11 protein-coding genes are annotated in these 13,710 nt (G+C 61.2%); 2 read left to right on the top strand and 9 right to left on the bottom strand.

Annotation, left to right across the window (positions count from 1 at the left end; genetic code table 11):
- The first annotated feature begins 49 nt into the window (after nt 1-49).
- Nucleotides 50-517: a hypothetical protein gene (locus tag RNA01_RS03900; protein ID WP_170253346.1), complete on the top strand. Its 468-nt coding sequence runs from the start codon at nt 50-52 to the stop codon at nt 515-517.
- Nucleotides 518-521: 4 nt separating this feature from the next.
- On the opposite strand, the gene RNA01_RS03895 is transcribed toward RNA01_RS03900, so the two are convergent.
- Nucleotides 522-1,778, bottom strand: coding sequence for an AGE family epimerase/isomerase (locus RNA01_RS03895; RefSeq protein ID WP_147178655.1), 1,257 nt, complete (start codon nt 1,776-1,778; stop codon nt 522-524).
- Nucleotides 1,779-1,969: 191 nt separating this feature from the next.
- Here RNA01_RS03895 and metH point away from each other — a divergent pair, with 191 nt between their 5' ends.
- Nucleotides 1,970-5,737 (top strand): methionine synthase, encoded by a 3,768-nt coding sequence (metH, locus tag RNA01_RS03890; RefSeq protein WP_147178654.1) that lies wholly within the window; start codon nt 1,970-1,972, stop codon nt 5,735-5,737.
- A 9-nt stretch (nt 5,738-5,746) separates the two neighbouring features.
- Here metH and RNA01_RS03885 read toward each other — a convergent pair whose 3' ends face one another.
- The 8 genes from RNA01_RS03885 to RNA01_RS03850 form a co-directional block, all read right to left on the bottom strand.
- A complete protein-coding gene (locus tag RNA01_RS03885; RefSeq protein ID WP_147178653.1) occupies nt 5,747-6,316 on the bottom strand; it encodes a TetR/AcrR family transcriptional regulator in 570 nt (189 codons plus the stop codon).
- A gap of 2 nt (nt 6,317-6,318) precedes the next feature.
- Nucleotides 6,319-6,807, bottom strand: coding sequence for an HPP family protein (locus RNA01_RS03880; protein WP_147178652.1), 489 nt, complete (start codon nt 6,805-6,807; stop codon nt 6,319-6,321).
- Between the two features lie 451 nt (nt 6,808-7,258).
- Complete coding sequence (locus RNA01_RS03875) at nt 7,259-8,419, bottom strand: ABC transporter substrate-binding protein (protein WP_147178651.1); 1,161 nt, start codon at nt 8,417-8,419, stop codon at nt 7,259-7,261.
- A 155-nt stretch (nt 8,420-8,574) separates the two neighbouring features.
- A complete protein-coding gene (locus RNA01_RS03870) occupies nt 8,575-9,633 on the bottom strand; it encodes an ABC transporter ATP-binding protein (RefSeq protein ID WP_147178650.1) in 1,059 nt (352 codons plus the stop codon).
- A gap of 10 nt (nt 9,634-9,643) precedes the next feature.
- Entirely contained in the window at nt 9,644-10,435 is a 792-nt protein-coding gene (locus RNA01_RS03865; RefSeq protein WP_147178649.1) for an ABC transporter permease, read from the bottom strand.
- The gene (locus RNA01_RS03860) at nt 10,432-11,307 is read right to left on the bottom strand and encodes an ABC transporter permease (protein ID WP_147178648.1); all 876 of its coding nucleotides are present in this window, start codon (nt 11,305-11,307) and stop codon (nt 10,432-10,434) included. The genes RNA01_RS03865 and RNA01_RS03860 overlap by 4 nt, the downstream gene beginning before the upstream one ends.
- A gap of 116 nt (nt 11,308-11,423) precedes the next feature.
- On the bottom strand, nt 11,424-12,509 hold the full coding sequence (locus RNA01_RS03855; protein ID WP_371864045.1) for an ABC transporter substrate-binding protein: 1,086 nt from the start codon (nt 12,507-12,509) through the stop codon (nt 11,424-11,426).
- Between the two features lie 66 nt (nt 12,510-12,575).
- Nucleotides 12,576-13,565, bottom strand: a complete 990-nt coding sequence (locus RNA01_RS03850; RefSeq protein ID WP_147178646.1) for a MurR/RpiR family transcriptional regulator — start codon at nt 13,563-13,565, stop codon at nt 12,576-12,578.
- Nucleotides 13,566-13,710: the final 145 nt, after the last annotated feature.

Genomic DNA, 13,710 nt, shown 5'->3' with positions numbered 1-13,710 from the left:
ACCGGTGGCGGGGGCAGATTGTCTGACGAGTGCAATGGAAAGCGAGGGAATGCGGGTGACGAGAATGATCAGCGGGACGGCTCTCGCCTTGCTTTGGCCAATGGCGATGGCGTTTGCCGGAGGCCCGCCGGCGCCTGTTGGGTTCAAGGCGCTCGAGGGCAAGTGCGTTCGGGTCGTGGCCGGCGACGAGGATCTGACCGCCGGCTGCAACTCCAAGCTCGGCATTATCAGCTATGCCGACGGGCGCACCGGCTTCTACTTCCTGCTCTCGGACAACAGGATCCTGACCTTTTCGGGCTTTGGCAAGGCGCGCGATCGCAACACCTATGGACTTGACCGCGTCGTATACAATGACGGCACCGGCGCGGCGATGCCGAGGGTTGTGCCGGCGAGCGGCTCCTGCGCTTACGGAAATCCTTACAAAGGGCCGGTGACTGTTCGCTGCAAGGGCCGGACACCGCAGGGCGAGATTTTCGCCGCGACTTTCCGCTCGAACGGAAAGCCGCCGAAGCAATAGCCCGTTAGAATGTCCCGCCGGTCTCCTGGATGACGCGGGGCAAGCTTCCCGTTGCCGGAAAGAGCGGGATCAGACAGGCCTGCAGGGCATGATAGATGTCGCCCTTGCCGGGGAAGAGAGTATTCGAGGGCTTGAGATCCTCGGTCAGTTCCTCATGCCAGCCGCCATGGGCATGATCGAGGCTGTGATTGGCGATGAAACTCCAGATCCTGCGGTAGCTTTCCTCGTGGAAATCAGTGGGCACATGCTGGTTGAGGAAATGGGCGGCCGCGGCCCCTTCGCAGAGCGGCCACCACAGTTTCATCTTCTTGTCGGGCACGTTTTCCCAGTCGAGCGTATAGAAGAAGCCGCCATTTTCCTTGTCCCAGCCGAGCGACATGGACTGGAAGAACAGGCCGCGAGCCGCTTCCGGCATCCAGTCGTGCGTCTTGCCGCCAAGCACCCAGAGTTGCAGCACGAGGCGGGCCCATTCGAGCCAGTGCCCGGGCGTGGTGCCGGCAGGACGGAACATTTCGTTCTGGTGGTAGTAGATGCGATCGAGCGTCCAGTTCTCGTCGAAATGCTCCGGCACACGGTAACCTTGCTCCGCCGCGCGGCGGCGGATCAAGAGGTCGGCGATGCTGATCGCCTTGTCGAGGTAATGGCGTTCGCCGGTCGCCTCGAAGGCGGCCATCAGCGCCTCGGTCAGGTGCATATTGGAATTCTGGCCGCGATAGCCCGGCACCGGCTGCCAGTCGGCGGAAAATTCCTCGGCGATCGCGCCGTGCTTGTTCTCCCAGAACCGCTTCTCCAGCACCTCGCTGATATCCGCGAGCATGCGGTCGGCGAGGGGGTGGCCGATGGTCTTGGCGGAAGCGGCTGCAAGCAACACGAAGGCGTGGCCGTAACCCTGCTTCGAGGCGTCGACGGCGCCATTGTCATCAACCTGCCAGAAGTAGCCGCCATGGGTCTCGTCGCGATGGTGGTTCCAGAGAAATTCTATGCCGTGGTCGACGAGGTCGGCGGCGCCCGGACGTCCCAAAAGGTCGCCGATGGCAAAGCAGTGGACCATGCGGGCGCTGGCATGGATGCCGCGCACCGGATTGTCGATGGAAAGAGGCTTGCCGTCGCGTGCCAGGTCGTAAAAGCCGCCCTTGGGATTGACGCTCGTATACTGGAAGAAGTCGAACAGGCCATTGGCCTGATCCAGCAGCCATTTGCGGTGGTAGGGGCGGTTGGTCCAGTTTTGTGCCAAAGTCGAAGCCGTGGTGTATGCTGACATGACAATCCTCCCAGAGAAACTCTAATCGGTTGAAATTCTTACCGGCAATCGCCTCGCGTGTCACCGTGGCGAGGGGTTTGTCCACGGCTGCCGCCGTATAGGGTAAATGTCCAGCAAATCCCATTGTATGTTGACATAAACATATCTTTATGTGAACTGACCGTGTCGCGTTTCAATAAGGGAGTTCGCTCATGCTCGATTCATTGTTCGGCCGGGAAAGCGCCAATCGGGATGGAGCCGAGATCATGCGCGCCCTACGGCAGGCCGCCAGCGAACGGATTCTTATTCTCGACGGCGCGATGGGCACGCAGATCCAGGGCCTCGGCTACGACGAGGATGCCTTTCGGGGCGCGCGTTTCCTTGGCTGCGCCTGTCATCAGCAGGGCAATAACGATCTGCTGATCCTCAGCCAGCCGAACGCTATCGAGGACATTCATTTCCGTTATGCCATGGCGGGCGCCGACATCATCGAGACCAATACCTTCTCCTCGACGCGGATCGCCCAGGCAGACTACCAGATGGAAGAGGCCGTCTACGACCTCAATCGTGACGGGGCGATCGTCGCCCGCCGTGCGGCGATCCGGGCGGAGCGTGAGGACGGCAAGCGTCGCTTCGTCGCAGGCGCCATCGGTCCGACCAATCGCACCGCGTCGATTTCGCCGGATGTCAACAATCCGGGCTATCGCGCTGTATCCTTCGACGACCTGCGCATCGCCTATGGCGAGCAGATCGACGGGCTGATCGACGGCGGCGCCGACATCATCCTGATCGAAACGATCTTCGATACGCTGAACGCCAAGGCGGCGATTTTCGCCTGCGAGGAGCGTTTTCTCGCCAAGGGCATCCGTCTGCCGGTGATGATCTCCGGTACGATCACCGATTTGTCCGGCCGCACGCTGTCGGGCCAGACACCGTCCGCCTTCTGGTATTCGGTGCGTCACGCCAATCCTTTCACCATCGGTCTCAACTGCGCGCTCGGCGCGGACGCCATGCGACCGCATCTGCAGGAACTGTCGGGCGTCGCCGATACCTTCATCTGCGCCTATCCCAATGCCGGCCTGCCGAACGAGTTCGGTCAATATGACGAGAGCCCGGAAGATATGGCCCGTCAGATCGCCGGCTTCGCCGATGAGGGACTGGTCAATGTGGTCGGCGGCTGCTGCGGTTCGACGCCTGAGCATATCCGGGCGATAGCCGAGGCCGTCGCGGGCAAGGTGCCACGCCGTCCGGCGGAGCACCGGCCGTTCATGGCGTTGTCGGGGCTTGAGCCCTTCGTGCTCACCAAGGACATTCCCTTCGTCAATGTCGGCGAGCGCACGAATGTCACCGGCTCGGCGAAGTTCCGCAAGCTGATCACCGCCGGGGACTATACGGCGGCTCTGGTGGTCGCGCGTGACCAGGTGGAGAACGGCGCGCAGATCATCGACATCAACATGGACGAGGGCCTGATCGACAGTGAAAAGGCTATGGTCGAGTTTCTTAACCTGATCGCCGCCGAGCCGGACATCGCCCGCGTCCCGGTGATGATCGATTCCTCCAAGTTTCCGATCATAGAGGCCGGCCTGAAATGCGTTCAGGGCAAGGCGGTGGTCAATTCCATCTCGATGAAGGAGGGCGAGGAGAATTTCATCGCCCAAGGCAAGCTCATTCGTAACTACGGCGCCGCCGTCGTCGTCATGGCCTTTGACGAGCAGGGCCAGGCCGACAGCTATGAACGCAAGGTCGAGATCTGCGAGCGGGCCTACAAGATCTTGACGGAGCAGGTCGGATTCGCACCCGAGGATATTATCTTCGACCCGAATGTCTTCGCGGTGGCAACCGGTATCGAGGAGCACAACAATTACGGCGTCGACTTCATCGAGGCGACGCGGACCATTCGGCAGAAGATGCCGCTCGTGCACATTTCCGGCGGCGTATCGAACCTCTCGTTCTCGTTTCGCGGCAACGAGCCGGTGCGCGAAGCCATGCATGCGGTCTTCCTCTACCACGCCATTCAGGCGGGCATGGACATGGGCATCGTCAATGCCGGTCAGTTGGCGGTCTACGAGAGCATTGACGCTGAGCTGCGCGAGGCCTGCGAGGACGTCGTGCTCAATCGTCGTGCGGACGCGACCGAGCGTCTGCTGGAGATTGCTGAGCGTTATCGCGGCACGGGCGAGGCCAAGGCCCGCGTGCAAGACATGTCCTGGCGCGAGCTGCCAGTCGACAAGCGCCTTGAGCACGCTTTGGTCAACGGCATCACCGAATTCATCGAAGGGGACACGGAAGAGGCGCGCCAGTTGGCGCAGCGGCCGCTGCATGTGATCGAAGGGCCGCTGATGGCCGGCATGAACGTGGTCGGCGATCTGTTTGGCGCTGGTAAGATGTTCCTTCCGCAGGTGGTCAAGTCCGCCCGCGTGATGAAGCAGGCCGTCGCAGTGCTGCTCCCTTATATGGAAGAGGAAAAGCGCGCCAATGGCGGCTCGGGCGAGCGGGAGGCTGCCGGCAAGGTTCTGATGGCGACCGTCAAGGGCGATGTGCACGACATCGGCAAGAACATCGTCGGCGTGGTTCTCGCCTGCAACAATTACGAGATCATTGATCTTGGCGTCATGGTTCCGGCGACCAAGATTCTCGAGGTGGCGCGCGAGCAGAAGGTCGACATCATCGGCCTGTCCGGGCTGATCACGCCTTCGCTGGATGAAATGGTGCATGTCGCCTCGGAAATGGAGCGGCAGGGCTTCTCCGTGCCGCTGCTGATCGGCGGCGCGACGACCAGCCGTGTTCACACCGCCGTCAAAGTCGCGCCGCAATACAGCGCCGGGCAGGCGGTCTATGTGACGGACGCAAGCCGCGCCGTCGGTGTCGTCTCCTCGTTGTTGTCGCCGGACAGCAAGGAGGCTTACGCTAAGGGCATCCGCGCCGAATATCTGAAGGTCGCTGAAGCCCATGCGCGCGCGGAGGCGGAGAAGCAACGTCTGCCGTTGGCGCGTGCCCGTGGAAATGCTCTCAAGCTCGACTGGTCCGCCTACAAGCCGGTCAAACCGAGCTTCCTCGGGACGAAGGTGTTCGAGGATTATGACCTCGAAGAACTGTCCCGCTATATCGACTGGACGCCGTTCTTCCAGACGTGGGAAATGAAGGGTCGCTATCCGGCGATCCTCCAAGACGAGAAGCAGGGCGAGGCGGCGCGGCAGCTGTTTGCCGATGCACAGGCCATGCTGGCCAAGATTATCGCCGAGAAGTGGTTTCGCCCGCGCGCGGTCATCGGCTTCTGGCCGGCCAATTCGGTGGGCGACGACATCCGGCTGTTCACCGATGAAACCCGCAAGGACGAGTTGGCAACCTTCTTCACGCTGCGCCAGCAGTTGTCGAAGCGTGATGGGCGGCCGAACGTGGCGCTTTCCGATTTCGTCGGCCCGGCCGACAGTGGTGTCGAGGATTATATCGGCGGTTTCGTCGTGACGGCCGGTTTCGAGGAGATAGCGATCGCCGAGCGGTTCGAGCGGGCCAATGACGACTATTCCTCGATCCTGGTCAAGGCGCTCGCCGACCGCTTCGCGGAGGCCTTCGCCGAGCGTATGCACGAGCGGGTGCGCCGTGAGTTCTGGGGCTATACGCCGGATGAGAACTTTACGCCGGAGCAGCTTGTGGCGGAGACATATCCCGGTATCCGTCCGGCACCCGGCTATCCGGCCCAGCCAGACCATACGGAGAAGGTCACGCTGTTTCGCCTACTCGACGCCGAGGCAAAGACGGGTGTGAAGCTCACCGAGGGTATGGCCATGTGGCCCGGCTCGTCGGTTTCGGGCCTCTATATCGGCCAGCCGGAGAGTTACTACTTTGGCGTGGCCAAGGTCGAGCGTGATCAGGTCGAGGATTATGCTCTTCGCAAGGGCATGGCGATCCGCGAGGTCGAGCGCTGGCTCGGCCCGGTGCTCAACTATGTGCCGGCGGCTCCCGGCGACGAGTTGGCGTGAGCCTCGGCGCTATCGAGACAAGGCGGGGCGGCAACGGGTTTTCAGGCGTGCCAGAACGCGCGTGAAGGCTGAGGTGTCCTCCAGTCCGCGGGCAAGGATCAGTGCGCCTTGGATGCCAGCCAGCACTTCTTCGGCAAGGGCGCCAGCCTCGCCGTCGGTAAATCCAGCGCGCGCCAATGTTGCGGCAAGGTCGCGCCTCCAGTCGGCGAAATAGCTCTGGACACGCTCGGCAAAGATGTCGATGGCTCCGCTTGAGGCGATGACGCCCATCAGGCAGGCCCGGTGACCGGAGCGGAAATACGTCTCGACATTGGCGAACATCGTGTCGAGCGCCTCGTTTGGGTCCTTTGCCTCGCGCAAGGGGGCGAAGATATGCGTGCGGAACCAGCCATCGACGTCATCGAGCACTGCCTCCGCCATCTCCTGTTTTCCACCGGGAAAGAAGTGGTAGAGGCTTCCCTTTCCGAGCCCAGTCCGCTCCGTGATGATTTTCAGGCTCGTTCCTTCGTAACCTTGCTCGCGGAAGATTTCGGCGATCTGCGGAATGACGTCGTGGCGTTCGGCGACGAGACGGGCCATGGTCAACCTGCCTTCAGCGGATAGGGCGTGCGGGTGGCGCGGTGGAACAGCGCGCCGACCGCGACGAGACACAGCGATCCGGACAGGACGGGGAAGAGCAGGTAATCGAAGCCCGGATCGGCGGCGAAGACGACGATCGGATCGGCACCGGCCGGCGGATGGGTGATCCTCAGCGCCGACATGGCGGCGATCGACAGGCCGACGGCCAGCGCGACTGCCCACCATTCGTTGGGCAGTGCCGAACGAAGTATAAGGCCGATTAACGTCGAGACCAAATGGCCGCCGACGACATTTACGGGCTGGGAGAAGGGGCTTGCCGCAGCCGAGAAGATCAGGACGCAGGTCGCACCGAACGGCGCCATCAGGAATGGTGTGCCTGCATAATGGCTGAGCGCACCGGCCAGGGCGATGGCGATGAGGCCGCCGATCCCGGAGACGAGCCAACGGCTGGCGGCAACAGGCTGCTGATGGCGGCGCAGGTAGGCTTGCATTGTTTGTACCTTTTGTTACGATGTTTACTGATAGGTACAGAGTTGGCTAAAGCCTGTCAAGCTGCGGTGTATTCGGCGGATCAACGATGATGGCGCCTGGGTGCCGTGCGTGCAGAGGAGAGTGCCGTGCGAGGTGTCCAGAGGATGGAATGGTACTAGCGATCTTGGGATGGTGTGGCGTGGGGCATGCCGACTTGGCGGTCCACGTCCCGCGTGCCTCATGTTTCAATTCAGCTTGCTTAGAGGCCGATTCATGTCGTTGGCGAATTGAATCAGTTTCTGGCCGCAAGGTGTTGATGCTGAATCACAAAGGCTCTTCGCGCAAGCGGGTGCAGACGAGCCGCTCGGCTCGGCGTCATGTCCGATATTTTGGATGTCGGCAGGATGCGATCAACGAGAGCACGCGCTGTCGGTCCCATAGGAACGGGGGCAATCCGTAGGATGGTGCCCGTCAGGCTGCCTTGAAGCGCGCCATCAGCTCCGAGCGCCCGGGGTCGGTCAGCGTCACCGCCGCACCGAACTCCAGCGGCGTGAGGGCTGCCTCGTCCGGGTAGGCGATCTTGTTGCCTCGAATTTCCTCGGGCAGGAGGGCGAGCACACGACGGTCAGTGGCCGGAGCGCCCGAGATGGCGTGCTCTCTCACCGCCACTGCGGGATCCATCAGAAAGTCTAGCAGGGCATAGGCAGCCGGCTTGTTCGGTGCGGCCTTCAGAATGGCGTAATAGTCGGTCCAGATCTCTCCGCCATCCGTGCCCAGCGCATAGGTGATTTCCGGCATATCACGGTTGAGTTGCAAGCCGTCGCTGACCCAGCACATGGTGAGCCAGGCGTCTTGGGCGCGCATGGCCGGCTGGTAGTCACTGTCGATCGCCAGGAGATGCGGCTTCACCTCCAGCAGTAATTCTTCCGCTGCGGCGAGTTCCAGCGGCGCTACAGAGTTGAACGAATAGCCAAGCGAAACCAATGCGCTGCCGATCGTCGTCAGCTGGTAGTCATGCACGATGGTCTTGCCGCTGGCTTCCCCCATGGCGGTGGCAAAGAACTGCTTCCAGCTGGTGATAGCCGTTTCGATCCGGCGGGTATTGACGGCCATTCCTGTCGTACCCCAGTTCTTCGGTAGCGCATAGGTCCGTCCCGATACCTGACCGGCCCAGGTGAAGAGCAGATTTTGGCTGGTCGCGTTATAGTTTCGCAGCTTTTGCAGCTCAAGTTCGTCGATTAAACCCAGGCCGACATAGGTCGAAATCGCGTAGTTTGTCGGCACGATCAGATCCCATTCGGCCATGCCGGTCCGGATCTTCTGCAGCATTTCTTCGTTGGAATTCGTGACGCTCAACTCGACGGTGACGCCGGTCGCCTCGGTAAAGGCTTCGAAGGTTTCTGCTGCGTGATAGTTTGGCCAAGAGTTCAGTCGCACCCGCCCCCGGAGATCCTGTGCGAGAGCCGAAGAGGAAAAGGGGTGGGTGCCACCGCCTAGCACCGTGGCGGCAAGTCCCAGGCCTGTGACACCGAGGAAATGCCGGCGGCTCACTGACCCGCGCTTCAGTCGCATGAATTCGTCCATGAACCTGCGGGGAGTGGGCGGCAGATCATGTTTGACATGCTTCCACATTCATTGGCCCTCACGCTTCCAATCAATCCGGTCCTGATGTTTCCATGATTCCGTAAAGAAAATGGATCATCCGGCAGATTTCCGCGCGGGACGTCTGTGGCTCTCTGCAGGTCGGCCCTCGCGCGGTGACTACCAGCGCATTGGGGCCGATCTCCTCATGCCTGAAGGATGAGGAGATCGGCGGAATCGATCTTCAGGGAAACCGTGTCGCCGATCGCCGGTGGCGTGATGCTCGGGTCGTTGAACATGTCGAAGGAGACTGTGTTGCCGGCGACGTCGATCCGTGTGCGGATGACCGAGCCAAGGAAGTGGCTGGAGAGGACCTGCCCGACGAGGGTGGTGTCGCCCTTGGCGCCGTCGATGATCGATCCGGCTTCCGGACGCATGGCAAGCTGGACAGTGCTGCCAGCGGGAAGCTTGATCTCCTCCTTCAGCGCGACGGACAGGTCGCCTATGGCGACGGTGCGGCTTTGCGGATCGACCACTTTTGCTTCGATCAGGTTCAGCGTGCCGACGAAAGAGGCGACGAAACGGGTGGCGGGACGATTGTAGATTTCGAACGGCGTGCCGATCTGATCGGCGCGGCCGGCATTCATCACCACGACGCGGTCGGAAATCGACAGGGCCTCCTCCTGGTCGTGGGTGACGAAAATCGTGGTGATGCCGAGCTGGCGCTGGATCTGGCGGATCTCCTCGCGTAGTGACACGCGGATCTTGGCGTCGAGCGCGGAGAGCGGCTCGTCGAGAAGCAACACCTGCGGCTTGGGGGCGAGAGCCCTGGCAAGCGCAACGCGTTGCTGCTGACCACCCGACATCTGATAGGGATAGCGGTCGGCGAGATGCTCGAGGTGGATGAGCTTCAGCATCTCCATGACCCGCGCGTGGATTTCGTCCTTGGGTTTGCCCGCGACTTTCAGCCCGAAGGCGACGTTGTCGAACACGTTCATGTTGGGAAACAGTGCATAGGCCTGGAAAACCATGCCGATATTGCGCTGGTTCGACTTGAGGCGCGACTGGTCCTTGTCATCGATGACGATAGTGCCGCCAGTTGGGTCCTCGAAGCCGGCGACCATACGCAGGATCGTCGTTTTGCCGCAACCGGACGGACCGAGGAAGGAGACGAACTCGCCCTTGTTGATCGACATGTTGAAATCATGGACGACTTTGACCGCCCCGAAGGACTTCTGAATATTCGTCAGGGTCAGGAATGTCATAAATCTATCCTCAGGCGGGGCGTTGCGTGGTCTTCTGGAAGCGCGAGACGAGCTGGATCAGCGCGAGGCAGCCCCAGGTAATACCGAAGGCGATAACCGACAGCGCGAAGGGTTCGTAAGCCTTGTTGGCCCCGATGCGTTGCAGATAGGGGCCGAAGGCGGGCCGATCGAGCAGAGCGGCGAGGGTGAATTCGCCGATGACGATGGCAAAGGTCAGAAAGGCGCCGGAAAGGACGGCGGGAATGACGTTGGGCAGGATGACCCTGCCGAGAATGGTGACCCAGCCGGCCCCAAGGCTTTGTGCCGCCTCTGTGAGGGTGGCGACGTCGATCGTCCGCAGTCCGGTGTCGACGGCCCGATACATATAGGGCAGGGCGAGGATCGTGTAGCCGAAGGCAAGCAGAAGGTTGGTGCCCAGAACAGAGCCGGTCAGCGGCAGCCAGCTGGAGGTATTGTAGAGCCGGATATAGCCGAACACGATGACGATGGCCGGGATGACCAGCGGCAGAAGCGTCAGGAATTCGACATAGGGACGGGCCCAGGGCATTTTGAGGCGAACCCAGAAGGCGGTCGGCACGACGAGCAGCACGCCTATCGCGATGGTCACCAGCGCCATGACCACCGAATAGGTGAAGGTTTGCTGGAACTGCGGATCGGCGAGCACCTTGGTGTAGGCGTCGAACGAGTAGACGCCGCGCCGCGCTTTCATCGAGAATTCGAACAGACCGCCGAGCGGCACAAAGAAGTAGAGCAGACCAAAAATCAGGGCGGCCCAGCCGGTGATGCGTGCCCAGAAGCTCATTTCAGCCACCTTTCAGCGCGCACGCGCAGCCAGATGTAGAGGATGTTGGCGATGGCGGTTATGACGATCATGCCAAACGCCATGGCATAGCCGAGATGCGGGTTTCCGAGCACGTCGCCACGGATCTGGGCGTAAAGCTGGATCGGTACGATGTTGAGGCTTGAGCCGGTCAGCGCGATGGCGGTCGCGACGGCGCCGAAGGCATTGGCGAACAGCAGCGCGAAGGTCCCGAGGATCGAGGGTGCCAGGATCGGCAGGGCGACCATGCGCCAGTACTGCAAGGCGGTCGCGCCCAGAACCTCGGCTGCCTCGCGCCACTCGCGCCGCAGACCCTCAAGTGCGGGCGTGATGATCAGGATCATGAGGGGGATCTGGAAGAACAGGTAGGTGATCGTCAGGCCCCAGAAGCTCAGGATGCTGAAGCCAAGATCCCGCTGCAGGACGATACCGAAATTATTGCGCAGGAAAATGGTTACGAGGCCGACCGGCCCGAAGGTCGCCAGGAAGGCGAAGGCGAGTGGAACGCCGGCGAAGTTCGAGGCGACCCCGGAGAAGGTCATGAGCGGTGACTTGATCCAGCGCGGTACAGTCCCGAAGACAACCGCCGCGGCCATGGCAAAGCCAATCAGGCAGCCGAGCGATGCCGAGGCGACGGAGATCTTGATCGAAATCCAATAGCTGGACGGGATTGTGCCGGAGTTCAGGTCGATGATGTTCTGCAGGGTGAACGCGCCCTCCCGGGTCTGGAAGGCGCCGATGACGATATGCATCGTCGGCAAGACCAGGAACAGCACCACAAAGGTCACGAAGGGCAACAGACCCAACCAAGTGAGCGGAAGGCGCAGACGGCGCGCGTTAGGGGCTTGGTTCATGTTCGCGGATCTTCGCTAAAGGGCGTGAATACAGCACCGGCAAGTATGGTCGGTGCTTGAAAGATGGCAAGCCCCGACCCGAATATCTCGGGCCGGGGCCAAAGGCTTTGGGCTTGTTACTGTACGTTGGCGCCGACGACGCTATCCCAGCCGCTGGTCACAACAGCCTTGTTGGCATTCTGCTCTTCGACCGTCGGGAAGACAGCGGCTTCGTAGCTTGCCGCCGGCGGCAGGGCGTCGAGCAGTTCCTTCTGGATGCTGCCGGCCTTGGCCATGGCGTTGAAGCGAGCCGGGTGGCAATAGCCCTTCAGCCACAGGTTCTGGCCTTCGTCCGAGTAGAGGTATTCCATCCACAGCTTCGCAGCGTTCGGATGCGGCGCGTAAGCCGAAATGCCCTGGACGTAGACGCCGGCGAGAACGCCGGTCTTCGGAACGACGATCTCGACCGGCGGGTTGCCGGCCAGTTCATCACGCCATGCCAGAACGTTGTAGTCCCATGCAACGGCAATCGGGGTCGCGCCCTGGGCAATGGTGCCCGCCTTGGCGATGACCGGAACGAAGTTGCCGGCCTTGTTCAGTTCGGCGAAGTATTCGAGACCAGCCTTGCCGGTTTCCTCACCGGCCTTCGCACCCTTGTGCAGGCCAGCGGCGAGAACGCCGAGGATTGCCTGGTTGGAGGCGCGTGGATCACCAGCGAGCGCGACCTGACCGGCATATTCCGGCTTCAGAAGATCTGCCCAGTCGGTCGGGGTGTTGGCGACGAGGTCCTTGTTCACGATGAACGACAGAACGCCGTAATAGTCGCCGTACCAATAGCCTTCCTCATCCTTGATGGTTGCCGGGATTTCGTCCCAGGTGGAGACCTTGTAAGGCTGCAGCAGGCCTTCCGACTTCATCTGCGGGCCGAAAGCGAGGCCGACGTCGACGACGTCCGGAGCCTGCGGACCCTTGTTGTCCTTGTTGGCCTTGATGGCTTCGACTTCGTCGGCCGATCCGGCATCCGGGTTCAGTTCGTTGACCTGGATTTCCGGGTACTTTGCCTTGAAGCCGGCGATCACGTCGCCATAGCCGCACCAGCTATGGGGCAGGGCGACCGTGGTCAGTGCGCCTTCCTTCTTGGCGGCTGCGATCAGTTCGGCGCCCGGCTCGGCAAAGGCGAGCGAGGTGGAAGCGACGACCATTGCGGTCGACAGCGAGAGCATACGACGAAGATTCGTGGTCACTGGAATTCTCCTTGTTGGTTCTATTGCACCGATGCGGACTGTTATTCAGCTTACATGATACTTATGTGACGGCGCCGGTTGGCAACCTTCCGCGACATCGTCGGTCGCAGCTGGTTCGTCCGGCTTTGTTCTTGCCTGTTCTCCTCTCTCCCTCGTTTTTTGTCCCCGCGGCTTGCGGAACAGCCGGGCCTGTTCGAAGAGCCCTTCCAGCGTGTTCATGCGTTCGCGGGTTTCGTCCCAGGCCGAACTCTGCACGGCTTCGATCAGGGCTTCGACGACAAACAGCGTGACGACCGAACTGTCCCAGGCGGAAGGCGCCTCGATGTCGACCCTGAAACAGTGGCTGGCATGCTTTGCCACGGGCGAGCTCCACGGGTCGGTGAAAAGGATAATCTCGACACCACCGGCCCTGGCCACTTCCGCCAGGGTCTCCATATCGGCTTCGTAGCGACGAATATCGAAGATTACCAGCACGTCGCCGGCACTCATGTTGAGAACATTCTGCGGCCAGGCGCTGGTGTTTGACGACATAAGGGCCGTCTTCGGCCGAATGACCTGCATGTGGGTGAAGAAATACTCGGCCAGCGCGCCGGTAATGCGTCCGCCGACGAAGTAGACGCTGCGCTTGCGATCCGACAGCAACCGTGCTGCGCCATCGAAGGATTGCGGGTCCAGCGCGCTCAGCGTCTGGCGCATGTTGTTCATTACCGCTTCGGCGAAGCGGTTGAGAATATGGGTCCCAGGAGCATTCGAAGCCCAGCGGTCGTGCTTGGCGATCGGGTTCGACAGGGTGGCCTCAAGCTCGTGGTGAAGATGCGCCTGGAATTCCGCATAGCCCTTGTAGCCGAGTTTCTGGACCATACGCGCGACTGTCGGTGTCGATACGCCAGCATTTTCTGCGACAGTGGTGATAGAGCCAAGGCCGGAGACCGGATAATTGTCGAGCAAACTCTCCGCGAGCTGGCGCTCAGCGCGCGTCAACCCATCGAAATGGGCGCGGATCACGTCCGACACTGTCTTCGGCGTATTGTTCAAGATCTGATTTTCCCCTTGGACCGATCTTTTGCCGGTCTATGCCGAATTTAAACTTGGCTGTCACAATTCTGTCAATGCGCAAATTGAAGAGAAACTTTCACAACCCGGTTGACAGTCTCTTCATCGTGAAGAATTCTCTTCGCAA

This window comes from Paenirhizobium naphthalenivorans, assembly GCF_007992095.1.
Classification (GTDB): Bacteria; Pseudomonadota; Alphaproteobacteria; order Rhizobiales; family Rhizobiaceae; genus Allorhizobium; species Allorhizobium naphthalenivorans.
The sequence above is the reverse complement of the archived record's forward strand: the minus strand, read 5'-3'. Positions and strand labels throughout refer to the sequence as shown.